Below are 23295 nucleotides of genomic sequence, written 5' to 3'. Positions count from 1 at the left end.
CCGTCCGACCGGCTCGCCTTTGCTTGGGCACCGCGTCGGGAGGCGCCGTATAAGATGCCCCGCATTCCCCTGTCAACAACCCTTTTGCCGGCATTGCGAAGACGGCTCCGGCTTGCGCCGGGCGGCTGGTTCGCGATTCGAACTCAAGGGGGCCACCGACCCGCGATGCGCGGCCCCGGCGACGATTGCAGAGGTGGTGTCGGTTCCCCGGTTCTGCAAGGGCCGGATTGGGATCTCGTTGTCGACGGCTTGCATCGACGGCGGCCTGTACAACGGCATCGGCGCCGGCGCCGGCCCCGGTCCAGGCAACGCGAGGGCCGCTCGCGGGGTTAGTGATGCGATGTGAGGGTGTCCATGGCCACGATTGCGATCCTGATCGGTACCCGGGCGGGGGCCCGGCTACTGGCCGCCACCTCGGAGCGGGAGGCGGCCCGGTCGGCCGAGGCCTTTCTGCGGCGGCTGCCCGCGCGGGCGCTGCCGGCTCCGCTCTGGGTCCAATGCGCCGACCCCGGCGTCACCGGCCGCCTGACCGGCTATCTCAGCGAGCTGCAGGCCGAGCAGGTCCGCGAACGCGACGCCCGGGTCTGACCGGACGTCCGCTCCGGACGGCCGGATTTCCTTGTCCCGCATCCTGCTCTAACCCGGCGGGCATGACCGACACACGCGATTCAAGCCGGCCCGGGCCCCCGGTCGCCGTCGAGCCCGCCTCCCTCGGCAGGCTCCTGCGCCTGATGGCCGCCCTGCGCGATCCCGAATCCGGCTGCGCCTGGGATGTCCGGCAGACATTCGCGACCATCGTGCCCTACACGATCGAGGAGGCGTACGAGGTCGCCGACGCGGTGGCGCGGGGCGACCGGGACGACCTGCGCGACGAACTCGGCGACCTTCTGCTCCAGGTGGTGTTCCACGCCCGGATGGCCGAGGAAGAGGGCGTCTTCGCGTTCGACGACGTGGCCCGGGCGATCGGCGACAAGCTGATCCGGCGCCACCCGCACGTGTTCGAGCCGGACGGCACCCCCCTCCAAGCGGGCTCGGCCCTGCGCGACCCGGCCCAAGTCGAGGCGCAGTGGGCCGCGATCAAGGCGCAGGAGCGGGCGACCCGGGATCCGGCCACCGGCGACCCGGATCCCCTCGGCGGCGTCGCCCGTGCCTTGCCGGCCCTGGCCCGAGCGGAAAAGATCTCCCGGCGGGCGGCGTCCTATGGGTTCGACTGGGGCAACGCCGCGCAGGTGATCGACAAGGTCCGGGAGGAGACCGACGAGGTCGCCGAGGCCCTCGCAGCCGGCGATCCGCAGGCCCTGTCGGAGGAAATCGGCGACCTGCTGTTCTCGGTGGCCAACCTCGCCCGGCATGCCGGGATCGATCCCGAGACCGCGCTGCGCGACGGAACCGCCAAGTTCGAGCGCCGCTTCGCCGCCATGGCGGAGCACCTGACGTCTGCGGGCGGGGCGCTCGGCCGTTCGGATCTCGCCGCCATGGAGGCCGCCTGGCAGGCGGTGAAGCGGGACGAGAAGCGGTAGCGGGCGCGGCTTTCCCCCGCATGGCGCCCCCGGTCCGAGGGCTCGACAGGCGGCGGTCGGCGCTTATCCTTGGCCCATGCGCATCCTTCTTTCCGCCTTCGCCGCCCTCGCCGTCATGGTGTCCCTGCCCCGGGACGCGCGCGCCGAAACCATCGTCCAGGAGCGGTTCGGCTGCCACGCCCCGGAGGTCACCGATCGCTTGTTCAAGCTGGTCATGGCCGGCGAAGAGGTGGCGTTCGGGCAGCTCCTGAAGAGCAGCCTGGCCAGCGGCGAGTGCCGGTCGTGGAAGCTCGGCGAAGCGGTCCGGCTCGAGAACCGGACGGTGACCTACGGATGTCTCGCCCCGACGAGCGGGCAGGATCGCTGCTACTGGACGCCGCTCAGCGCGATCGAGACCGCGAAGTGACTTTTTTGGGGGGGCTCGGACCTGTGCCGGGGCACCTGACGGATACGGTCGGCCCGATTCCAGCCTGATCCGCGCACCCGACAACGGCCGGGGCTGGGCCCCTCGGAAACGCGTATCCCTGGGCCGGCGGAGGAGCGGACTCCCCTCCTCCGCCGCAGCCGCGCTCAGGCCGCCTTCTTCGGAGCCTTGCCTTTTGGAGCCTCGCCTTTCGGAACCTCGGCGTCGTCGTCCGCCGGGGTGCCCTCGGCATTGATCGTCTCGGCGATCTTGGAGAGCAGCGCGTCGGTCTTCTTCTCCTCCTGCAGGGTCTCGTCGAGCAGTTTGGCGGCCTCCTCGTGGCCGAGCTGGCGAGCCCAAGTCTTGAGGGTGCCGTAGCGGGCGATCTCGTAATGCTCCACCGCCTGGGCGCAGGCGGCGAGCACCGCGTCGGCCGCCGGGCTGTCGGCGAAATCCTCCAGATCCTCCTCCATCTCGGAGGTGATGCCCTGCATCGCCTCGCAGGTCTTGGCGCGGGCGGGCTTGCCGATGATCTCGAACACCTGGGTCAGGCGCTCGACCTGCTGGGCGCTCTCCTCGGCATGGGTCTCGAAGGCCTGGCGCAGCTCCGGGTGCTCGGCCGCCTTGGCGGACTTCTTAAGCGCCTTCACGGATTGCTTCTCGGCGTAATAGACGTCCTTCAGGGTCTCGTAGAAGGCGTCGTGCAGCGTCTTCGGCTTGGCCATGGCTGTCCGTCTCCAGTGCGGGCCGCCGTCTCGGGGACGCGGCTTCCGGACGGGGAACGCCGGTCCGCCCCGTCGTTTCCGGGCGATATCTTCGTTCTGTGGAGGAACTTTTTGGCCGTGCCCTGGCACGCCCGGACCGGCGTCGCCGGGCCGGCGCGTCACGGCCGCGCCCACGCCGCCACTGACGTTCGCCAAGGCGCTTGAAGAAGACGAAGGCTTCGCGCTACACTCTGTGGCCCGGATCTTCAGTCTTTGTGATCGAGATCCGAGTATTGATATCCCAATCGACATTATGAATGTGACTGAAATCGATCGTCCGAGGGGGAATTCTGTAGCATAAGTATTGAATTTTGGGAGAAAATGATCTATATAAAGCTATATATGCTCCAGTCCGGCTCGCTGAAGTGCAAGGTTCACAACATCAAGATGAACCAGGGCGACGATGCGGATTTTGAGATTCCGGTGCAGTTCTTTCTGATCATGCATCCGGCCGGACATACCATCATCGATGGCGGCGACGCGGTGGAGGTCGCGGAAAATCCCCACGCCTATTGGGGCAGCATCGCCGACGTCCACTATCCCGTGCTCCGAAAGGAGGAGGGTTGCGTCGACCAGCTGCGCCGCCTCGGGATCAATCCGGAAGACGTTCGCTACGTCCTTCAATCCCACCTGCACCTCGATCATACGGGCGCGATCGGCCGCTTCCCGAACGCCACGCACATCGTCCAGCGGTCGGAATACGAATATGCGTTCACGCCGGACTGGTTCGCCCGAGGTGGCTATACCCGCGCTGATTTCGACCGGCCCAATCTCAAGTGGCACTTCCTGAACGGGTCAGCCGACGATTATCATGACATCTACGGCGACGGCACGCTGACGACGGTGTTTACCCCGGGGCACGCCCCTGGACATCAATCGGTTCTGGTGCGGTTGCCGGCTTCGAGACCGGTTCTGCTCACGATCGACGCGGCCTACACGCTCGATCACTGGAACCAGAAAGCGCTGCCGGCCTTCCTAGCCTCGGCCGTCGACTGCGTCCGCTCGGTCCAGAAACTGCACGGCATCGCCAACAAGACGGGGGCCGAGATCGTGACCGGTCACGATCCGGATGCGTGGCCGATGTTCAAGAAGGCCCCCGCCTTCTACGCTTAGCGCAGCGTGCCGAAAGGCGGCCGCCGTCTTTCGGCACGATGCGGATCGATGCGCACCCTGCCGGTTCCGAGACCCGGCAAGGTGCGCGACACGATCGTCCTGGGGGGCAATCTTTGCCCTTCGGAGCGCGGGGCTGCGCCCGGCCGCATCCGGCCGTTCAATCGGCCTTCCGGACCGGACCGGGCTTCCGGGGGGCCTCGGTCGCCGGGCGGCGGGACGTGGCTGGGCCAGCCGACTTGGGTTGCGGGCGGTCCCTGACGTCCTGGCGATTCTTGGTCTCCTGGCGGTCCTTGGGACGCAGGCGGTCGAGGACGGCCTCGATGGCGCGCTCGACCGCGGCCTGCTCCGGCAGCGTGTCGGCGAGCGGTGTCGTTCGGCCGGCCTCGCGGCGCTTGGTCATGCAGTTCGCCCGTATCGGGGCCGTGCGACGCGATGTTCCAGCGCGTGCGGCGACCGCACCGCAGTCTATCCGCAGTGATCCCGGGATCAAAGCCTGCCGTGAGCCTGCGATCCGGGGATCCTGTGATCACGGTTTCTCAGGGATTGCTCGCCGTCCTGTCCTGGGGGCGCGACGAATGCCGGGCCGCCCGGGGATCGACCGGCCGGCGCCTCAGCGCCGGCGCGCGCCGAATGGCCAGTCGATCAGACCGCCGGCCCAGAGCGCCGCCCAGACGAAGACCGGCTGAAACGCCAGCCGGGGTCCGTGGTACCACCAGGAATCCGGGATGCCCTCGACGTGGACGGCCGCGAAGGCGTGCTTCAGGTTGGCCGGGTAGACGCAGACCGCGTAGACGGCGAGCCCGATCGCGGCCGCCCGGCGCAGCGACCGGGTCTGAAGCCCGATCGCCCCGGCGATCTCGCACAGGCCGGTGGCCAGGATCACCAACCGCGGCGCCGGCACCCAGTCCGGCATCAGCGGCAGCATCGCGTCGGCGGCCAAGAGGTGGACGATCCCGATCCCGGCATAGACTAGGGCCAGCCCGTAGCGCAGCCGGCGCCGCCAGGCCTCAGGCCTCGGCTCGCTCATCCTACCCGGTCTTCCGCGACGCCGCAGGCGCGGGCGATTGCGGTTCGGAGCGCCGCCGTCAGCCGGGCCACGGCCGGGTGTTCCGCGCTGGCGAAGCCGGTCGCGCCGATCGCGGTCACGGGGGCGAGCAGCCGCAGGGAGTTCGTGACGAACACGGCCTCGGCGCGGAGGAACGCGGGCAGGCTCAGCGAGCCCTCCTCCGGGCGCAATCCGCACGCCCCTGCCAGCCCCAGCACCTCCGCACGGACGATCCCGGGGAGCACGCCGTCGGCCAGCGGCGGCGTGATCAGCGTGTCGCCGAACAGGGCGAACAGATTGCCGGTGCCCGCACAGGCGACGCGGCCGCCTGTGTTGCAGAACAGCGCTTCGTCGAAGCCCGAAGCGGCGGCCTCGCGTGCGGCCAGCACGGCGTCCAGATAGCCCAGGGTCTTGAGCCGGGCGGCCGGGGTGGTGTCGTTGCGTGCGATCCCCGTCGGCCACAACCGCAGGCGCGCGAAGGCCGCGCCCTTCGCGCTCGGCGCCGCGGTGGCGAACAGGGTCGGATGCGGATCCTCCGGCGGCTTCAGCCCGCGTGGGCCGGAGCCGCGGGTGAGGGTGGTGCGGATCGCCAGCCGGTCGTCGTCCCCCCTACCTTTGTCATTCCCCTGCCCGGCGAGCGCCCGCATGGCGGCGCGGATCCGGTCCGCCTCGGCGGGGATCCCGAGGGTCTCCGCCCCGGCGACGAGCCGGGCGATATGGGCCTCCTCGAAGGCCACCCGGCCGCCCAGGGCGAGCGCCGTGTCGAACAGGCCGTCGCCGAGCGTCAGGCCGCGGTCGGTGTGGTCCAGGGACGCCTGCGTCCCCGGGACGATCGTCCCGTCACGCCACAGCATCGTCGCCCCTGCCCCGGTGGCCCCGCTCGTCGCGCCAGGCGCGGGCGAGTCCCAGAAAATTGGCGAACAGGGCGTGGCCGCCCTCGGTCAGCACCGATTCCGGGTGGAACTGGATGCCGTAGGTCGGGTGGGTCCGGTGCGAGAGCGCCATCACCTCGCCCTCCTGCGAGACCGCGTCGACCGAGAGGTGCTTGTCCATGTCCGGGCCCGGGGTGACCACCAGCGAGTGGTAGCGCCCGACCGGCATCGGCGCGGGCAGTCCGGAGAACAGCCGCTCGCCCCGGTGCGCGATCGGGGTCGCCTGCCCGTGCAGGGGGCGCTGCGCGCGCTCCACCGTGCCGCCGAACGCGGCGCCGATCGCCTGGTGGCCGAGGCAGACCCCGAGGATCGGCACCGCGCCGGACAGGTCGCGGATCGCCGGCAGCGAGATGCCGGCCTCCGCGGGGGTGCAGGGGCCCGGCGACACCACAAGGGCATCCGGGGCGAGCGCCCGGATGCCGGCGACGTCGACCGCATCGCTGCGCACCACCCGGACCTCTTCGCCCAGCTCCTCCAGGTAGCGGACGACATTGAAGACGAAGGAATCGTAGTTGTCGAGGACGAGGATCATGCGAAGGCCTCGAACACCCGGGCGGCCTTGGCGAGCGTCTCGTCGTATTCCGGGCCCGGCTCCGACAGCAGGGTCACGCCGCCGCCGGCCTGCAGGACCGCCCGGGTCTCGTCCATGAACACGGTGCGGATCGCGATCGCGGTGTCGAGCGCGCCGTCGAAGCCGATCCGCCCGATGGCGCCGCAATAGAGCTCCCGGGCGTCGCCCTCGATCTCGGTGATGATGTCCATGGCGCGGATCTTCGGGGCGCCGGTGATCGAGCCCCCGGGGAAGGTGCCCTCCAGCAGGTCGAGGGCGTCGAGCCCATCGCGCAAGGTCCCAGTCACCACCGAGACCAGGTGGTGGACGTTGGCGTAGGTCTCCAGCCCGCACAGGGTGGGTACGGCGACGCTGCCTGGCGCGCAGACCCGGGACAGGTCGTTGCGCAGCAGGTCGACGATCATGACGTTCTCGGCCCGCTCCTTGACCGAGGCCAGGAGCGCCTTGGCGGCGGCCCGGTCGGCCTCCGGGTCGTCGAGCCGGCGGGCGGTGCCCTTGATCGGCCGGGTCTCGACGTGCCGGCCGTCGAGCCGGATGAAGCGCTCCGGGGAGGACGACGCGACGGTCAGCCCGGCCAGTTCCAGATAGGCCCCGAAGGTCGCCGGATTGGTGGCGCGCAGGCGCCGGTAGAGCGCGAACCGGTCGAAGCCCGTCGGCAGGTCGGCACTGAAGCGCTGGGCGATGTTGGCCTGGTAGATATCGCCCGCCCGGATATAGGCGCGGACCTTTTCGACAGCCTCTTCATAGGTTTGCCGGTCGAAGTTCGAGTGCCACGCGAGGTTTTTTGCGGGTTGGGGCGGTGCCTCCTCGGGCTCGGTCGCGGTGCCGAGCCGGTCGGTGAAGGCGGCGAGCCGCGCCTCGGCGCGGGCCTGCCGGGCGGCCGGCTCGGTCTCGGGAAATCCCGTGGCGACGAGCCGGCACGTCCCGGCGGCGTGGTCGATCACCAGCACCGTGTCGTAGAGGTTGACCGCGATGTCGTCGGTGAGCCCCGCCCGCCGGGCCGGGGCTGCGACCCGCTCCAGCTGCGCGCCGAGATCATACGCGAGATAGCCGATCGCCCCGCCCGGGAACGGGGTGTCCGGATCGGGCTCGACCCGGTAGGGGGCGAGGCAGGCCCGCAGCGCAGCGAACGGGCCGCCCGACACCGGGCGCCCGTCCAGCGTCGCGCGCCCATCCCGGAACCGGAACCGCGCGAACGGGTCGGCGGCCACGATCGAGTGCCGCCCCAGCGCGTCGTGCCGCATGGCGCTGTCGAGGAAGGCGAGATCCGGCAGGGGCCGCAGCCGGGCGGCCGCCGCGACGGGATCGACGAAGGGGATCTCTCGGGTCCAGATCTCTTGGGTCCACATGACCGGGTTCGGGCTGATGTCCTGAGGGCACGCGCCCCGCACGCTGCCGTTGCACAGGCGATGCCGCGGGGAAAGCGGCAGTTCCGCGCAAGGCCCCACCCGTCGCGGGCGGTCGGGGTCCGTCCCGGGTTCGGGAGACGGCGGGCCGCACCTGATGTGGGATCTCAGGAGCCGCCGGCAAAGCCCTGCGAACAGCCAAGTTTCGGCGATGTGCCGTACCTCCTGCGCCGAGCCTCCCGCGCGGGGCCGGGTACCCCTGCGGCGGCCGGTCTCGCGCGAGCGCGTCAGAACCGCTATAGGGGCGCGATCCCGAATGCCTGTCCTCGCGCGCCGTGCGACCCGATCCACCGGCCGCACGCGAGGGTGGCGTCCGACCCGTCTTCCGAATGCGACCATGACCGCAACCGCCACGCCCGCCCCCCGGGACGCCGTCCCCGGGGCCGCCCCGAAAATCTCGTTCGTCTCGCTCGGCTGCCCCAAGGCGCTCGTCGATTCCGAGCGGATCCTCACGCACCTGCGCGCCGAGGGCTACGAGCTGGCCCGCCGCCACGACGGGGCGGACGTGGTGATCGTCAACACCTGCGGGTTCCTGGATTCGGCCAAGGCGGAATCGCTTTCGGCGATCGGCGAGGCCATGGCCGAGAACGGCCGGGTGATCGTCACCGGCTGCATGGGGGCGCAGCCGGAAGAGATCCGCGCGAAATACCCGGACCTGCTCGCCGTGACCGGGCCGCAGGCCTACGAATCCGTGGTGGCGGCGGTCCACGAGGCGGTGCCTCCGGCCCACGACCCGTTCCTCGATCTCGTCCCGCCGCAGGGGATCAAGCTCACCCCGCGCCACTACGCCTACCTGAAGATCTCGGAAGGCTGCAGCAACCGCTGCAGCTTCTGCATCATCCCGAGCTTGCGCGGGAATCTCGTCAGCCGCCCGGCCGGCGACGTGTTGCGGGAGGCCGAGAAGCTGGTCAAGGCCGGCGTGAAGGAGCTGCTGGTCGTCTCGCAGGATACCAGCGCCTACGGGGTCGACATCCGCTACGCCGAGAGCCCGTGGCGCGACCGGAGCGTGCGGGCGAAGTTCTACGACCTGACCAAGGAGCTCGGCGAGCTCGGGGCCTGGGTGCGGCTGCACTACGTCTACCCCTACCCGCACGTGGACGAGGTCATCCCGCTGATGGCCGAGGGCAAGGTGCTTCCCTACCTCGACATGCCGCTCCAGCACGCCAGCCCCTCCGTGCTCAAGCGGATGCGCCGGCCCGGCAACCAGGAGCGCCAGCTCGACCGGATCCGCAGCTGGCGGCAGACCTGCCCGGACCTCGCGATCCGCTCGACCTTCATCGTCGGCTTCCCGGGTGAGACCGAGGCCGAGTTCGAGGAGCTGCTGGCCTGGCTGCAGGAGGCCAGGCTCGAGCGCGTCGGCTGCTTCGAGTACGAGCCCGTGGCCGGCGCCACCGCCAACGCCCTGGGCGACCTCGTGCCGCCGGAGCTGAAGGCCGAGCGCAAGCGCCGGTTCATGGAGACGCAGAACGCGATCTCGCTGCGGCTCCAGCGGGCCAAGGTCGGCAAGCGGCTGGCCATGATCGTCGATTCCGTCGAGGGCGGGATCGCCAAGGGCCGGTCGAAGGCCGACGCCCCCGAGATCGACGGCAACGTCCACGCCGCGTTCCGGCGCCCGGTGCGCTCCGGCGACATCGTCACCGTGAAGATCGACCGGGCCGACGCCTACGACCTCTACGGCACCGTGACCTGATGGTCCCGGATTGCGCGCAATCCCCTGTGCGCCGTCGGATCGGAGCGGTTGACCCGGGCGTCCGGTCTGGCATGTCTGGAACATAGCAGGAACTTCAGTCCGGACCCCGAGGCTGCGATGGATCCGGAGGTCGCGCTCCGCAAGATCATCCATATCGACATGGACGCGTTCTACGCCTCCGTGGAGCAGCGCGACGATCCCGTCTTGCGCGGGCTGCCGCTCGCCGTGGGCGGCTCCCGGGAGCGCGGCGTGGTGATGGCGGCGAGCTACGAGGCGCGGCGGTTCGGCGTGCGCTCGGCCATGCCGTCGGCCACCGCCCGGCGGCTCTGCCCGGACCTGCTGTTCGTCAAGCCGCGCTTCGAGGTCTACCGGGCGGTCTCAGAGGAGATCCGGGCGGTGTTCGCCCGGCACACGCCGGTGATCGAGCCGGTCGCCCTGGACGAGGCCTATCTCGACGTCACCGAGAACCTGCTGGGCCTTCCGACCGCGACCGCGGTCGCCAAGGCGATCCGGGCCGAGATCCTGGAGCGCACCGGCCTCGTCGCCTCGGCCGGGGTCTCGTACAACAAGTTCCTGGCCAAGGTCGCCTCCGACTTCAGGAAGCCTGACGCCCTGTTCGTCATTACCCCGTCCATGGGGCCGGATTTCGTCGCCGCCCTGCCGATCGGCCGGTTCCACGGCGTCGGCCCGGTCACCGAAGCGAAGATGAAGCGGCTCGGCATCGAGACCGGGGCCGACCTGCGCGCCTGGGATCCGGACCGCCTGCGCGAGACCTTCGGGTCGGCCGGGGCCTATTATCACGCGGTCGCCCGCGGGCTCGACATGCGGCCGGTCCGCGCCCACCGGGTGCGCAAGTCGATCGGGGCGGAGACCACCTTCTCGGAGGATACGGCCGCCTTCACGATCCTGGCCGAGCGGCTCGCGCCCCTGTTCGACAAGGTCTGGGGCGGGGCCGAGGCCAAGGGGATGCGGGCCCGGACCGTGACCCTGAAGCTGAAGTTCTCGGATTTCGCCCAGGTCACCCGGGCGAGGTCCCTCCCCGCCCCGGTGGTCGACCGGGCCGCCCTGGAGCGGATCGGGCTGGAACTGCTCTCCGGCCTGTTTCCCCTCCGGCGCAGCGCGCGGCTGATCGGGATCGCGCTCTCGAGCTTCGAGCAGGGGGAGAAGGAAGAGCCGCTGCAGCTCGGGCTCGGGCTCTGATCCGCCTCGGCCGGCGTTGCCCGCCACCTCACGAACCAAAAGGTCCCGTCCCAATGTCGAAATCGATCTCCCTGGCCCTGGCGACCGCCCTGCTGCTCGGCGTCCCGGTGGGTGCCGCCCGCGCCGACAGCACCGCGTCCTTCAGGGCCGCCAACGCGATCCTGCTGCGGGGCTACAGCGCGAGCCCGCCGCAGCTCTACGTGTCCTCGGGCGGCCCGGGCGCCGGCTTCCTCACCGATGGGACCGCCGTGCCGCAGCGCCCGAAGGCGCCGACCCGCGCCCGCTGACGCCCATGGCCCGGGCCATGGGCGTCAGCGGGCTTCTCGGATCAGGCTTCTCGGATCAGGCGTCTGGAATTAGGCGTTCTTGCGCGGGCGGTGGTTCGGGTCGATGCCGCCGTCGGGTTTGGTCTCGTTCTCGACGTCGCCCTCGAAGGTGGAATCCGCCTCCAGATCTTCAGGGTCGGCGCCGGTCATGCCCTTCGAGGTGCCGATCCCGGGATTGCCCTTGAGGTCGGCGTCCGTGGGCGTATCGGTCTTCGGGTGCTTGCCTGACATGCTGGCTCCTGTTGGCTGGTGCCAGTCCAACGCGTCGAGACGGGGGCGGTCGCGCGGTCGCCGTGCGGCGGTTCGCCTCTCGATCCCCCGCCGATCCCCCACGCGCCGACAGCCAGCCGCCGGGATGGCGCGCTACGCGATCTCGGCCGACCCGATCCGGCGCACGCCGGCCGCCTCCATCCGGGCCCAGGCCCGAGCGAGCGAGCCGTCCACGTCGATCCCGCGCACGGCATCCTCCACCACCTGGACCTCGAAGCCCGCGTCGCGGGCATCCAGCGCGCTCCAGAGCACGCAGAAATCGGTCGCGAGGCCACACAGGACGACGCGGGTGATGCCGCGTTCCGCCAGCGCGCCGGCGAGCCCAGTGCGGGTGATGCGGTCGGCCTCCAGGAACGCCGAATAGCTGTCGACCCGGGGGTCCAGGCCCTTGCGGACCACCAGGCTCGCCCGGTCGGTGGCCAGCCCCGGCGCGAAGCCCGCGCCCAGGCTGCCCTGGACGCAGTGCCGAGGCCACAGCACCTGCGGGCCGTAGGGCAGCGCCACGGTCTCGAACGGGGCCCGCCCGGGATGGGTGTCGGCGAAGGAGACGTGGTCGGCCGGATGCCAGTCCTGCATCAGCACCACGTGGCGGAAGCGGTGCTGGAGCGCGTTGATCGGCGCGACCACCGCGTCGCCGTCCCGGACGGGGAGGGCCCCGCCCGGCAGGAAGTCGACCTGCACGTCGATGACGAGGAGCAGGTCGGCGGCGCCGGGTGTCACGGCAGCATCACGATCGAGCCGGTGGTCTCGCGTCCGGCGAGGTCCCGGTGCACGGTCTGCGCCTCGGCGAGCGGGTAGGTCGCGTTGACGGCGATCTTCACGGCGCCGTCGCCGACCACCTTGAACAGGCGGGCGGCCGCCTCCTCCAGGGTGGTGCGGTTCGACGAGAACGTCGCCAGGGTCGGCCGCGTCACGTAGAGCGAGCCGCGCGGGGCGAGCAGGCCGAGGTCGAGGCCGGTGATCGGCCCGGAGGCCGAGCCGAAGCTCGCCAGCAGGCCCATCGGCGCGAGGCTGTCGAGCGAGCCCATCAGGGTCGCCTGCCCGACGCCGTCATAGACCACCGGCACGCCCTTGCCGCCGGTGATCTCGCGCACCCGCTTGGCGACATCCTCCTCGCGGTACAGGATGACGTGGTCACAGCCGTTCTGCTTGGCCAGTTCGGCCTTCTCGGGGCTGCCGGCGGTGCCGATCACGGTGGCGCCGAGGTGCTTGGCCCATTGGCAGGCGATCAGGCCGACGCCGCCGGCGGCCGCGTGCCACAAGATCGTGTCGCCGGGCTTCACCGCGTAGGTCCGGTGCAGCAGGTACTCGGCGGTCAGGCCCTTCAGCATCATGGCGGCGGCGGTCTTCTCGTCGACGCCGTCGGGGATCGGAACAGCCGCCGCGGCCGGGATCACCGCCTCCTCGGCGTAGCAGCCGTCCGGCACCGAGCCGTAGGCCACCCGGTCACCGGTCTTGATGTTGGAGACCCCCTCGCCCACCGCCGTGACGGTGCCGGCGCCCTCCTTGCCGGGGGTGTAGGGCAGGTGCGGCGACTTGTAGGCGCCGGTGCGGAAGTAGATGTCGATGAAGTTGACGCCGATGGCGGCTTGGCGGACCCGGATCTGCCCGGGGCCCGGCTCGGCCAGGGGCACATCCTCGAACTTCATCACCTCGGGGCCGCCGTACTCGTAGACCCGGATCGCCTTCGGCATCATCGTACTCCGCTCAAGTCCCGTTGCGCCGGGACGTCGCGGACTCGAGATAACGGAGGCCCCGCCGGAGGCAATTGCTTTTTGCCGTTCGCCCTGCGGTTGCGGCCCGATCTGAAACCCGGAATCCCAATCCTGGATCCGGCCCCCCGCGCAGCCTATCTTGATGCTGACCACCCTCTGACCGGAAGTCCCGAACAATGTCCGGCACCACCCGCACCAGCGCCGACCTCGACCCGCGCCGCCGCCGCCTGCTGTTCCAGTCCTGGCACCGGGGCATCCGCGAGATGGACCTAATCATGGGCCGCTTCGCCGACGCGGAGATCGGCACCCTGTCGGAGTCGGAACTCACCGAATTCGAGGCGCTGATCGAGGTGCCGGACCGCGACCTGTTCAAGTGGCTCACCGGCGAGGCCGAGACGCCGTCGAACTACGACACCGCGGTCTGGCGCCGCGTGCGGGCGTTCCACCGGCACGACGCACCGATCCATTCCTGACCCGAGAGCGCGCGATGGACGAGCCCAAGCCCCCCTACGATCACCCCGCCCGGTCGATCGCGACCGAACTCGTGGTGCGCATCATGTTGGAGATGATGGAGCGCGACGACCCGGCGCTGCGCGCGGAGATCCTGCGGCAGGCGACCAGCCGGGCCGCCGCGATGACCCAGACCATGCCCAACGCCGACTTCTTCCGCGGCCGGGTCGAGGCGGCGCTCGCGGAGCTCGTGGGGCCCGACGCGTAGGGGTGGGGCTCAGCGCCCCGTCCCGGCCGCGCGCAGGGGTGGCGGCCGATCCGGGCTTCCACCTCCGAGCAGGCCATGGCGCGACGCGTGATGTGCCAAGCTCCTGCACGGACAGCGTTTCCGGGTTCCGGGCTCGCCTGCGGCGCCCCGGAATGACGGCGCTTCGAACCGGTATCGCCCGCTTCCAGGAGGCCCCGTCGCGGCCGGGGTGATCCGGGTCGGCCCTACGCACATGCGCGATCTCTATCGTCCGGCGGGGCCGCGCGCTGGGCGCGGTCGCTCACGGCAACCACCGGCCGTGATGCGCCATCGGGCCGGCGCTGAACCGGCGTTCCATCCGCCCGGTGCGTGAACAGGATCGCGTCGGCATGCGCCATGGCGGGCGCGCCCCCTCCGATCGACCAGCGCGTCGAAAGTGCCGCGCCCCCGGCAAGAGGGCGCGTCCCCGAAACGCAACCGAACACACGTTCCCTGCTGGAGCGTCGCCGCCATATAGGGCACCGTCAGCCGCCCGAACGCCGGCCGTCGGGATGCTTTATCACGACGGCTCAATGGGCTAACGCCGGCCCGCGTCAGCCCTCCCAGTACCCGGCGGGATTCCCCGCGAAAGACCCGATGGCCAAGCCCCAGCCGAAATCCTCCCCGAAGCCCCCTGCCCCGGCCGCCAAGCCGGCTGCCAAGCCGCAGGCCGCGCGCTTCGCCCTGCCGAAGTCCTCGGCGCTCGCGCAGGTGCTGGACGCGCTCAAGCGCGGCGACAGCCCGGTCCTGGCGAACGCCCCGGAGGGGTTCGACGCGCTCGCGGTGGCCGACCTCGCCCGGGCGCTGGCGCCCACCGTCGACGCCCCCGCGGTGCTGGTCCACGTGGCGCGCGACTCCGGGCGCTCGGCGGCGTTCCAGTCGGCGCTCGGCTTCGTCGCGCCCGAGATGGACGTGATGAACCTGCCGGCCTGGGACTGCCAGCCCTACGACCGGGTCTCGCCGACCACGGCCACCGCCGCCGCCCGGATGACCGCGCTGGCCCGCCTGGCCCGGACCCGCTCGGCCGAGGACCGCCCGCGCATCCTCTGCACCACGGTCAACGCGCTGGTGCAGCGGGTGCCGCCCCGGGGCCACATCGCCAAGGAGGCGTTCTCGGCCGCGATCGGCAACGTCGTGGCGATGGACGACGTGGTCGCCTGGGTCGAGGCCAACGGGTTCCTGCGCACCGGGACGGTGCGGGACACGGGCGAGTACGCGGTGCGCGGCGGCATCCTCGACCTGTCGCCGCCGGGCCTGCCGGTGCCGATCCGCCTCGACTTCTTCGGCGACACGCTGGAATCGATCCGCGCCTTCGATCCCGAGACCCAGCGCACCACCGGCCAGCTGCGCTCGCTCGACCTGATGCCGATGAGCGAGGTCCAGCTCACCACCGAGACGATCCGGCGCTTCCGCCAGGGCTACATCCAGAGCTTCGGCGCGGCGACCCGCGACGACCGGCTCTACGAGACCGTGAGCGAGGGCCGCCGCTATGCCGGCCTCGAGCACTGGATGCCGCTGTTCTACGACGGGCTCGACACGCTGTTCGACTATCTCGGCGGCGTGCCGCTGGTGTTCGACCCGCAGGTCGAGGACGCCGCCGCCGAGCGGATCAGCCTCGTGCAGGATTACTACCAAGCCCGCGAGGGCGCGATGAAGACGCCCCAGTCCGGCGTCGCCCCCTATAAGCCGCTGCCGCCGCGCGCCCTCTACCTGACCCCGAACGAGTTCAAGGAGCGGATCGCGACCGCGACCGTGGCCCGGCTGACCCCGTTCGCGCAGCCGGATTCCCCCGAGCGCGCGGTGATCGATTGCGGCGCCAAGGCCGGACGCACCTTCGCCCCGGAGCGCGCGAACGAGAGCGCCAGCGTGTTCGACGCGGCGGTGGCCCATATCCGCGACCTCCAGGGATCCGGTCATCACGTGATCCTGGGATCCTGGTCCGACGGCTCCCGCGACCGGCTCTGCGGCGTGCTCACCGACCACGGCCTGAGGAAGCCCGTGGCGATCACCCGCCTGTCGGACGTCTACGCGCTCAAGCGCGGCGCCGATTCCGCCGTGGCGGTCTGGGGCCTGGAGGCGGGCTTCACGGTGGGCGAGCTCGCCGTGGTCTCCGAGGGCGACATCCTGGGCGACCGGCTGGTGCGCCAGAAGCGCAAGGCCAAGCGGCCCCAGGACGTGATCCTGGAGGTGCAGGCGCTGCAGCCCGGCGACCTCGTGGTCCATGCCGACCACGGCATCGGCCGGTTCTCCGGCCTGAAGACGATCCACGCCGCCGGCGCGCCGCACGATTGCCTGGAGCTGAGCTACACCGGCGGCCTGCTGCTGCTGCCGGTGGAGAATATCGAACTCCTGACCCGCTACGGCTCGGAGGATTCGGAGGTCGCCCTCGACCGGCTCGGCGGCGGGGCCTGGCAGGCCCGCAAGGCCAAGATGAAGCGCCGCATCCTCGAGATGGCGGGCGAGCTGATCAAGGTCGCGGCCCAGCGCTTCGTCCGAAAGGCCCCGGTCCTCAAGGCGCCGGAGGGGCTCTACGGCGAGTTCGCCGCCCGCTTCCCGTTCGAGGAGACCGAGGACCAGGCCAACGCCATCGACGCGGTGCTGGACGACCTCAATGCCGGGCGGCCGATGGACCGGCTGGTCTGCGGCGATGTCGGCTTCGGCAAGACCGAGGTGGCGTTGCGCGGCGCCTTCGCGGCGGCGATCGCCGGCAAGCAGGTGGCGGTGATCGTGCCGACCACCCTGCTCGCCCGCCAGCACTTCCGGACCTTCACCGAGCGCTTCAAGGGCCTGCCGATCCAGATCGCCCAGCTGTCCCGGTTCGTCTCGGCCGGGGACATGAAGCAGACCCGGGCCGGCCTGATCGCCGGCACGGTGGACATCGTGGTCGGCACCCACGCGCTGCTGGCGAAGACCATCGCGTTCAAGGATCTCGGCCTGATCATCGTCGACGAGGAGCAGCATTTCGGCGTCGCCCACAAGGAGCGGTTGAAGGCGCTCCAGGCGGATGTCCACGTGCTGACGCTCTCGGCGACCCCGATCCCGCGCACGCTCCAGCTCGCCATGACCGGCGTGCGCGAGCTGTCGATCATCGCGACGCCCCCGGTGGACCGGCTGGTGGTGCGCACCTTCGTGACCCCGTTCGACCCGCTGACGATCCGGGAGGCGCTGCTGCGCGAGCGCTACCGCGGCGGCCAGTCGTTCTATGTCGTGCCCAGAATCGAAGATCTGGCGGACGTGAAGAAATTCCTCGACGCCGAGATGCCGGAGATCAAGTTCGCGATCGCCCACGGCCAGATGGCGGCGGGCCAGCTCGAGGACGTGATGACCGCGTTCTACGAGGGCAAGTTCGACGTGCTGCTCTCGACCACCATCGTCGAATCCGGCCTCGACATCCCCACCGCCAACACGCTGATCGTCCACCGGGCCGACATGTTCGGCCTGGCCCAGCTCTACCAGCTGCGCGGCCGCGTCGGCCGCTCGAAGGCCCGGGCCTACGCGCTGTTCACCACCCCGGCCAACCGCCAGCTCACGACCCAGGCCGAGCAGCGGCTCAAGGTGCTGCAGACCCTCGACACGCTGGGCGCCGGCTTCCAGCTGGCCAGCCACGACCTCGACATCCGCGGCGCCGGCAACCTCCTAGGCGACGCCCAGTCCGGCCACATCAAGGAGGTCGGCTACGAACTCTACCAGCAGATGCTGGAGGACGCGGTCACGGCGCTCAAGGCCGGCATCGAGGACGTGCCCGAGGAGGCGTGGTCGCCGACCATCGCGCTCGGCGCCCCGGTGACCATCCCGGAGACCTATGTCGAGGATCTCGGGGCGCGGCTGTCCCTCTACCGCCGGCTCGCCACCCTCCAGGACGATGCCGAGATGGAGAGCTTCGGGGCCGAGATGATCGACCGGTTCGGGCCTCTGCCGCCGGAGGTGGAGCAGCTCCTCAAGATCGGCACGATCAAGATCCTGTGCCTCAAGGCCAACGTCGAGAAGGTCGAGGCCGGCCCGAAGGGCGTGGTCGTCCACTTCCGGGACAAATCCTACGCCAACCCGCAGGGGCTGGTGGCGTTCGTGGCCGAGCAGGCCTCCTTCGCCAAGGTGCGGCCCGACATGAGCGTCGTGTTCGTGCGCGAGCTGACCACGATCCCGGCCCGGCTCAAGACCGCCACGGAGGTGCTGCGCAGCCTGGTGAAGATCGCCGAGCGGGTGAAGAAGGCGGCGTGAGGGGCGGGGTGGGGACAAGGGCTCCGCCAACGATCCCCCTCACCGTGAGGTGAGCGTGCAGCGGGTCTCGAACGAGGCCGCCAGCCGGCCCCGCGCTCCCGGGGCCCCTCCTTCGAGGGCTCCGGGCGCTTCAGGCTGAGGTGGCGGGTGGGACCGTCGCGTGTTGCGCCTCCCGCCCATCTCTGCTCTCACCGTCGCGAACCCCAGGAGACGCGTGGATGGCAAACCCGGCGCAGGCCACCGGTGCGTCCGGCCCGGCCAAGTCCGAAACGAACGCCTTCCTGACGCCCCTGTTCACCGACCGGCGGGTCGTGGCGGTGCTGGGGCTGGGCTTCGCGCAGGGCATCCCGTTCCTGCTCGTCTACGCGACGCAGTCGGCGTGGCTCGTCCAGGCCAAGGTGCCGCTGGCGACGATCGGCCTGATGAGCGAGCTGACCATCGCGTACAAGCTCAAGTTCCTCTGGGCGCCGTTCCTCGACCGTCACGATGCGCCCCTGCTCGGGCGCTGGCTCGGGCGGCGGCGGGGCTGGATCGTCGCCACGCAGATCCTGGTGGCGCTGGCGCTCGCCGGGGTGGCGTTCGGCGATCCGGCGCATTGGCTCGGCTGGACGGTGGCGTTCTCCCTGGCGCTCGGGGTGGCGGGCGCGACCCAGGACGTGGTGATCGACGGCTGGCGCATCACCGCGGCGCCGCCCGAGCGGCAGGCGCTGATGTCGTCCTGGTCGGAGATCGGCTACCGGGTCGGCAACCTCGCGGCCGGCGCCGGCGCCCTCTACCTGTCCGACGCCTACGGCTGGCGCACCGCCTACCTGTGCATGGCGGTGCTGCTCGCCCCCGGCACGATCGCGGCGCTGCTGGCCCCCGAGCCCCCCGCCGCGCCGCTGCCGCCCGGCGGCTTCGTCGAGACCGTCTGGGCGCCGATCCGCGACCTGCTGGCCCGCCTCGGGCCCCTGGCGGTGCCGGTGCTGGCGCTGGTGGCGGGCTTCCGGATGCCCGGCTACGTGTCGAGCACCATGGCGATCCCGCTGTTCAAGACGCTGGGCTACACCAACACCGACATCGCCACGGTGACCAAGCTGTTCGGCTTCTGGATCGCGCTGGGCGGCACCTTCCTGGCGAGCGCGATCATCCCGCGGATCGGCATGATGGCGAGCCTGCTGATCGGCACCGTGGTCGCCTCCGCGTCGCATCTCGCGCTGGCCTACCTCGCCTGGCACGGCGGCCATGGCGGGGCGGCGTTCTGGACCTTCGCGGTGACGGTCGGGATCGACGGCTTCGCCTACGCCTTCGCGTCGATCGTGCTGATCACCTACATGTCCCGGCTCGCGGCCACCGAGCACGCGGCCAGCCAGTACGCCCTGTTGACCTCGCTCTGCGCCCTGCCGGGCAGCCTGCTCGCCGGGCTGTCGGGATTCGTCATCGAGCAGACCGGCTTCACGTGGTTCTTCATCGGCACCTCGCTGATCGGCGTGCCGGTGGCGCTGCTGTGCCTCCTGGTGGCGCGCCGCCACGGGCCCATGGAGGCGCCGGCCGGGTGACGGCCCGCGGACGCGTGCGCGATCTCCACAGTCTTCGCGCGCCGGCGATCGGTTTTCGGGGCGCGTGTCCGGTGTTCCGCACGCCGTCCGAGCGTGTTCCAGGGCGGTGCGTCCGACGCCGCCGGCTCTTTAGCCAAGATTAACCACGCCGAGGCCTAATGGGCTGGACGGTTGATGTCCTCCCCAGACGGGCAGCCCAGGCCACGTGCGCGGAAAAAGCCTCCGCGGGCGAACGGCGACGGCTGCCATACGGGGAAGCGCGTACGCGAGTTCCCGCATGGCCCAGGTTGCGTATTCCCGACCCGCGTACCGCGACGCGGCCCCTCTCCTGGCCTCCGTGCCGGCGCCCTACCCGCGCCTCGTCTATGAGGCGGCCTACGCGCCCCCGGGCCGGGCCCCCTACCCGAGCGCCATGCGGCGCGCCCGCCGCCGCGCCCGGCTGACGGCGCTGATCTCGCTGGCCGCCCTGTCCATGGCCGGCTGGACCGTGCTGACCCTGCCGCACGGCCTGCCGACCACTTGGTCGACCGCTTGGCCAACCACCCGGAGCGAGACCACCCCGGCCACCGAGGCACAGCCCGCCCCCGCATCCCGGCCCGCGCCGCGGCCGAGCATCGCCTGGATGCTCGATCCCAGCCCGGCGCTCGGCTCCGGCGCCGCCACCGCTTTCGGGGCGCCGCCCCCGGCCGCGTCCTTCCAGGTCGCGGTGGCCGAGCCGTCCCCGGCGGTCCGGGAGATCGCCCAGAAGGTCGCCCGCAAGTTGGTCCAGGCCCGGATGGCATCGGCAGAGCCGGCCCCGATTCCCGTCGTTCAGGCCCCGATCACGCAGGCCGCCGCCGCGCCGTCCAGGGCGCCGGTCCGGATCGCCGCCGCCGAGCCGACGCCCGCCGCCCGCGTGCCCAATCTCGTCCCCTTGCCGGTCGCCCGGCCGTCCGAATTGCGGCGCCCGGCCGCGGTGGCGCCGGCGCCCCGGGTGGCGGCCCGCGCCCTGCCCCGCACCCGCGACGTGTTCCGCGCCGCCATGGCGGAGGAGCCGTCCTTCCTCGAGACGCTGTTCGGCGTCGGCGCCGCCGCACCCCGCGCGGAGTCGCGTCAGGCGCTCGCCTATGCCAGCCCGGACGCCCTGCCGCAGGAGGCGCCGCGCACCCGGATCAGCGCCGCCCCGGACTCGGTCGCCGGCACCGCCGTCTACGACATCACCGCCCGCACCGTGACCCTCCCCTCCGGCGATGTGCTGGAGGCCCATTCCGGCCTCGGCGAGGCCATGGACGACCCGCGCTACGTCCACCTGCGCATGCGCGGCTCGACGCCCCCCGGCACCTACGACCTGACCGAGCGCGAGCGCCTGTTCCACGGGGTCCGGGCGATCCGCCTCAACCCGATCGGCGGCAGCGCCGCGATCCACGGCCGCGACGGCCTGCTCGCCCACACCTACATGCTGCGCCAGCCCGGCGCCTCGAACGGCTGCGTCTCGTTCCGCGACTACAACCGCTTCCTGCAGGCGTTCCTGCGGGGCGAGGTCCGCCGCCTCGTGGTGGTGGCCGGCAAGAGCGGCGATTTCTTCGGCAGCCGGGTCGGCATGGCCGACCGCCCGGGCCGGCGGGGCTGACGCGCGCACGTCGTAGCGGGGATCGCGGGCCGGTCTCCCGATCGCACCACGGCCGGGAACGGCTCCGGGCGGCTGCCCCGAAAGTCGGAGGGGGCTTGACGGCCAGCGCCTTTACGCGCCGCCCCAAGCCTGCCTTAACGGGCCAGACGCCAAGCCCGTTACAAGAGGCCCATCATGAAACTGCCCCGCCGCTTCTTCCAGCCCCTCGCCACAGGCGCGCCGGCCCCGTTCCGCGAGCTGCCGGTGCGGCTGGAGCGGATGATCCACTTCGTCCCGCCCCACAACGACAAGGTCCGCGCCCGGGTGCCCGAGCTCGCCGGCACCGTCGACGTGGTGCTGGGCAACCTGGAGGACGCGGTCCCGGCCGACCAGAAGGAGGCCGCCCGCAAGGGCTTCGTCGCCATGGCGCAGGCGACCGACTTCGCCGCCACCGGCACCGGCCTCTGGACCCGGATCAACGCCCTCAACTCGCCCTGGATCTTGGACGACCTGTTCACCATCGTCGCCGAGGTGGGATCCAAGCTCGACGTCGTGATGGTGCCCAAGGTCGAGGGGCCGTGGGACATCCACTACGTCGACCAGCTGCTCGCCCAGCTCGAGGCCCGGCACGGGGTGACCAAGCCGATCCTGATCCACGCGATCCTGGAGACCGCCGAGGGCGTGGCCAACGTCGACGCCATCGCGTCCGCCTCGCCGCGGATGCACGGTATGAGCCTCGGCCCGGCCGATCTGGCGGCGTCGCGCGGCATGAAGACCACCCGGGTCGGCGGCGGCCACCCGGATTACCGGGTGCTCAGCGATCCCGCGGGCGACGCGCCCCGGGCCACCGCCCAGCAGGACCTGTGGCACTACACCATCGCCAAGATGGTCGATGCCTGCATGGCCAACGGCATCAAGGCGTTCTACGGCCCGTTCGGCGACTTCTCCGACGGCGATGCCTGCGAGGCGCAGTTCCGCAACGCCTTCCTGATGGGCTGCGCCGGCGCCTGGACGCTGCACCCGAGCCAGGTGACGATCGCCAAGCGGGTCTTCGCCCCCGACCCCGCCGAGGTGGCGTTCGCGGCCCGCATCGTCGCGGCCATGCCCGACGGCACCGGCGCCGTGATGCTCGACGGCAAGATGCAGGACGACGCCACCTGGAAGCAGGCCAAGGTCATCGTGGACCTGGCCAAGCTGGTCGCCGCGAAGGATCCGGAGCTGGCGGCGGTGTATCAGCTGGGGTAGCCCCCTCACTCCCCGAACCGCGCCCGATAATCCTGCGGCGTCGCCGCCACGTGCCGCAGGAAGCTGCGCCGCAGGGTCTCCTCGAGCCGAAGCCGCAGGTCCGGGCGATGCGCTTCACCGGTTGCGCGGTCTCGGCGAGCGCCCGCCGGGCCGCCTCGATCCGCAGGCGCTCCACGGCCCTGGCCGGGGTGAGGCCGGTCGCCTCCCGGTAGTGCCGGCTCAGGCTGCGTTCGCTCATCCCGGCGGCCTCCGCCAGGGCCGGGAGCGACAGGTCTCCCGACAGGTTTTGGGCGATGAAGGCGTGCAGGGCGGCGAAGCGGTCCTCCCCGGCCTGCAGGGCCAAGGCCGCGCTGAACTGCGCCTGCCCGCCGGGGCGCTTCAGGAACATCACGAGGTGGCGCGCCACCGCCAGAGCGAGGTCGCGGCCGAGATCGGCCTCGACCAGGGCCAGCGCCAGGTCGATCCCCGCGGTGACGCCCGCGGAGGTCCAGACCGGGCCGTCCTGCACGAAGATCGGGTCGGGCTCGACCCGGGCCAGCGGGTAGCGCCGGGCCAGGGCACCGCAATGCTTCCAGTGGGTCACCGCCCGCCGCCCGTCGAGGAATCCCGTGGCCCCGAGCAGGAACGCGCCCGTGCAGACCGAGGCGACCCGGCGCGCCCGCCCGGCCCGGTCCCGCGCCCAGGCCACCAGCGCCGGGTCGGCGCAGGCCGCCGTGACGCCGGGCCCGCCCGCGACGATCAGGGTGTCCACCGGCGCGCCGCGCTCCGGCAGCGGCTCGGCCACCAGCCGCAGGCCGGCCGAGGCGGTGAGCGCCCCGTCGCCGGCCGCGATCACCCGCGGCGCGTAGGGCGCAAGCCCGCCGCTCAAGTCGTTCGCCGTGGCGAAGACCTGGAGCGGCCCGGCGACGTCGAGGAGCTGCACCGCCGGGAAGGCCAGCAGCTCCACGGGGCGCGGGGTATCTGGCGAGAAACGAGGGGTCTTTGGCATCTCGGCCAGACCGTGGCGCGGTAAGGT

Annotated in this window: 22 protein-coding genes and 1 pseudogene; 13 read left to right on the top strand and 10 right to left on the bottom strand. The window is 71.5% G+C overall.

Annotated elements, in window-relative coordinates; all coding sequences use genetic code 11:
* Positions 1-354: 354 nt before the first annotated feature.
* The 3 genes from AC0IY0_RS25335 (at position 355) to AC0IY0_RS25325 (ending at position 1926) form a co-directional block, all read left to right on the top strand.
* On the top strand, positions 355-588 hold the full coding sequence (locus AC0IY0_RS25335; RefSeq protein WP_147941935.1) for a hypothetical protein: 234 nt from the start codon (positions 355-357) through the stop codon (positions 586-588).
* Positions 589-650: 62 nt separating this feature from the next.
* Positions 651-1520, top strand: coding sequence for a nucleoside triphosphate pyrophosphohydrolase (gene mazG / locus AC0IY0_RS25330; protein ID WP_461231454.1), 870 nt, complete (start codon positions 651-653; stop codon positions 1518-1520).
* 76 nt (positions 1521-1596) lie between these two features.
* Complete coding sequence (locus AC0IY0_RS25325; protein ID WP_147941937.1) at positions 1597-1926, top strand: hypothetical protein; 330 nt, start codon at positions 1597-1599, stop codon at positions 1924-1926.
* Between the two features lie 164 nt (positions 1927-2090).
* Here AC0IY0_RS25325 and AC0IY0_RS25320 read toward each other — a convergent pair whose 3' ends face one another.
* On the bottom strand, positions 2091-2648 hold the full coding sequence (locus tag AC0IY0_RS25320; RefSeq protein ID WP_147941938.1) for a YciE/YciF ferroxidase family protein: 558 nt from the start codon (positions 2646-2648) through the stop codon (positions 2091-2093).
* A gap of 360 nt (positions 2649-3008) precedes the next feature.
* On the opposite strand from AC0IY0_RS25320, the gene attM reads away from it, so the two are divergent.
* On the top strand, positions 3009-3800 hold the full coding sequence (gene attM, locus AC0IY0_RS25315) for an AttM family quorum-quenching N-acyl homoserine lactonase (protein WP_471766031.1): 792 nt from the start codon (positions 3009-3011) through the stop codon (positions 3798-3800).
* A gap of 157 nt (positions 3801-3957) precedes the next feature.
* On the opposite strand, the gene AC0IY0_RS25310 is transcribed toward attM, so the two are convergent.
* The 5 genes from AC0IY0_RS25310 to pabB all read right to left on the bottom strand — a co-directional run bounded on the left by AC0IY0_RS25310 (position 3958) and on the right by pabB (position 7697).
* Complete coding sequence (locus tag AC0IY0_RS25310) at positions 3958-4200, bottom strand: hypothetical protein (RefSeq protein ID WP_147941383.1); 243 nt, start codon at positions 4198-4200, stop codon at positions 3958-3960.
* Positions 4201-4410: 210 nt separating this feature from the next.
* Complete coding sequence (locus AC0IY0_RS25305; RefSeq protein ID WP_147941384.1) at positions 4411-4827, bottom strand: DoxX family protein; 417 nt, start codon at positions 4825-4827, stop codon at positions 4411-4413.
* Entirely contained in the window at positions 4824-5699 is an 876-nt protein-coding gene (locus AC0IY0_RS25300; RefSeq protein ID WP_147941385.1) for an aminotransferase class IV, read from the bottom strand. Before AC0IY0_RS25300 ends, AC0IY0_RS25305 begins: the two co-directional genes overlap by 4 nt.
* Positions 5686-6309 carry an anthranilate synthase component II gene (locus AC0IY0_RS25295; RefSeq protein ID WP_147941386.1) on the bottom strand — a complete coding sequence of 208 codons (624 nt, stop codon included), beginning with the start codon at positions 6307-6309 and terminating at the stop codon, positions 5686-5688. Before AC0IY0_RS25295 ends, AC0IY0_RS25300 begins: the two co-directional genes overlap by 14 nt.
* The gene (pabB, locus tag AC0IY0_RS25290) at positions 6306-7697 is read right to left on the bottom strand and encodes an aminodeoxychorismate synthase component I (RefSeq protein WP_246692944.1); all 1392 of its coding nucleotides are present in this window, start codon (positions 7695-7697) and stop codon (positions 6306-6308) included. Before pabB ends, AC0IY0_RS25295 begins: the two co-directional genes overlap by 4 nt.
* 394 nt (positions 7698-8091) lie before the next feature.
* Between pabB and rimO the strand changes: the two genes are divergently transcribed.
* From rimO to AC0IY0_RS25275, 3 genes are all read left to right on the top strand, one after another.
* A complete protein-coding gene (gene rimO / locus AC0IY0_RS25285) occupies positions 8092-9444 on the top strand; it encodes a 30S ribosomal protein S12 methylthiotransferase RimO (protein ID WP_147941387.1) in 1353 nt (450 codons plus the stop codon).
* Between the two features lie 117 nt (positions 9445-9561).
* Positions 9562-10644, top strand: coding sequence for a DNA polymerase IV (dinB, locus tag AC0IY0_RS25280; RefSeq protein WP_147941388.1), 1083 nt, complete (start codon positions 9562-9564; stop codon positions 10642-10644).
* A gap of 53 nt (positions 10645-10697) precedes the next feature.
* Positions 10698-10931 (top strand): hypothetical protein, encoded by a 234-nt coding sequence (locus AC0IY0_RS25275; protein WP_147941389.1) that lies wholly within the window; start codon positions 10698-10700, stop codon positions 10929-10931.
* Positions 10932-11000: 69 nt separating this feature from the next.
* On the opposite strand, the gene AC0IY0_RS25270 is transcribed toward AC0IY0_RS25275, so the two are convergent.
* The 3 genes from AC0IY0_RS25270 to AC0IY0_RS25260 all read right to left on the bottom strand — a co-directional run bounded on the left by AC0IY0_RS25270 (position 11001) and on the right by AC0IY0_RS25260 (position 12934).
* Positions 11001-11201 (bottom strand): hypothetical protein, encoded by a 201-nt coding sequence (locus AC0IY0_RS25270; RefSeq protein ID WP_147909579.1) that lies wholly within the window; start codon positions 11199-11201, stop codon positions 11001-11003.
* Positions 11202-11333: 132 nt separating this feature from the next.
* Positions 11334-11960, bottom strand: coding sequence for a bifunctional nicotinamidase/pyrazinamidase (gene pncA, locus AC0IY0_RS25265; protein WP_147941390.1), 627 nt, complete (start codon positions 11958-11960; stop codon positions 11334-11336).
* Positions 11957-12934 carry a quinone oxidoreductase family protein gene (locus AC0IY0_RS25260; protein ID WP_147941391.1) on the bottom strand — a complete coding sequence of 326 codons (978 nt, stop codon included), beginning with the start codon at positions 12932-12934 and terminating at the stop codon, positions 11957-11959. The genes pncA and AC0IY0_RS25260 overlap by 4 nt, the downstream gene beginning before the upstream one ends.
* Positions 12935-13131: 197 nt before the next feature.
* Between AC0IY0_RS25260 and AC0IY0_RS25255 the strand changes: the two genes are divergently transcribed.
* From AC0IY0_RS25255 to AC0IY0_RS25230, 6 genes are all read left to right on the top strand, one after another.
* Positions 13132-13428: an FAD assembly factor SdhE gene (locus tag AC0IY0_RS25255; protein WP_147857071.1), complete on the top strand. Its 297-nt coding sequence runs from the start codon at positions 13132-13134 to the stop codon at positions 13426-13428.
* Positions 13429-13442: 14 nt separating this feature from the next.
* Positions 13443-13673, top strand: coding sequence for a hypothetical protein (locus tag AC0IY0_RS25250; RefSeq protein WP_147941392.1), 231 nt, complete (start codon positions 13443-13445; stop codon positions 13671-13673).
* A gap of 615 nt (positions 13674-14288) precedes the next feature.
* A complete protein-coding gene (gene mfd, locus AC0IY0_RS25245) occupies positions 14289-17909 on the top strand; it encodes a transcription-repair coupling factor (protein ID WP_471766027.1) in 3621 nt (1206 codons plus the stop codon).
* A gap of 218 nt (positions 17910-18127) precedes the next feature.
* A complete protein-coding gene (locus AC0IY0_RS25240; protein ID WP_147909574.1) occupies positions 18128-19447 on the top strand; it encodes an AmpG family muropeptide MFS transporter in 1320 nt (439 codons plus the stop codon).
* A 277-nt stretch (positions 19448-19724) separates the two neighbouring features.
* A complete protein-coding gene (locus AC0IY0_RS25235; RefSeq protein ID WP_471766026.1) occupies positions 19725-21056 on the top strand; it encodes a DUF2778 domain-containing protein in 1332 nt (443 codons plus the stop codon).
* 174 nt (positions 21057-21230) lie between these two features.
* The gene (locus AC0IY0_RS25230) at positions 21231-22280 is read left to right on the top strand and encodes an HpcH/HpaI aldolase/citrate lyase family protein (RefSeq protein WP_147857554.1); all 1050 of its coding nucleotides are present in this window, start codon (positions 21231-21233) and stop codon (positions 22278-22280) included.
* Positions 22281-22285: 5 nt separating this feature from the next.
* Here AC0IY0_RS25230 and AC0IY0_RS25225 read toward each other — a convergent pair.
* Positions 22286-23268, bottom strand: a pseudogene (locus AC0IY0_RS25225) (GlxA family transcriptional regulator).
* Between the last annotated feature and the right edge of the window lie 27 nt (positions 23269-23295).

This window comes from Methylobacterium sp. AC315 (genome assembly GCF_979253755.1).
This window is presented reverse-complemented; position numbering and strand designations above follow the sequence as displayed.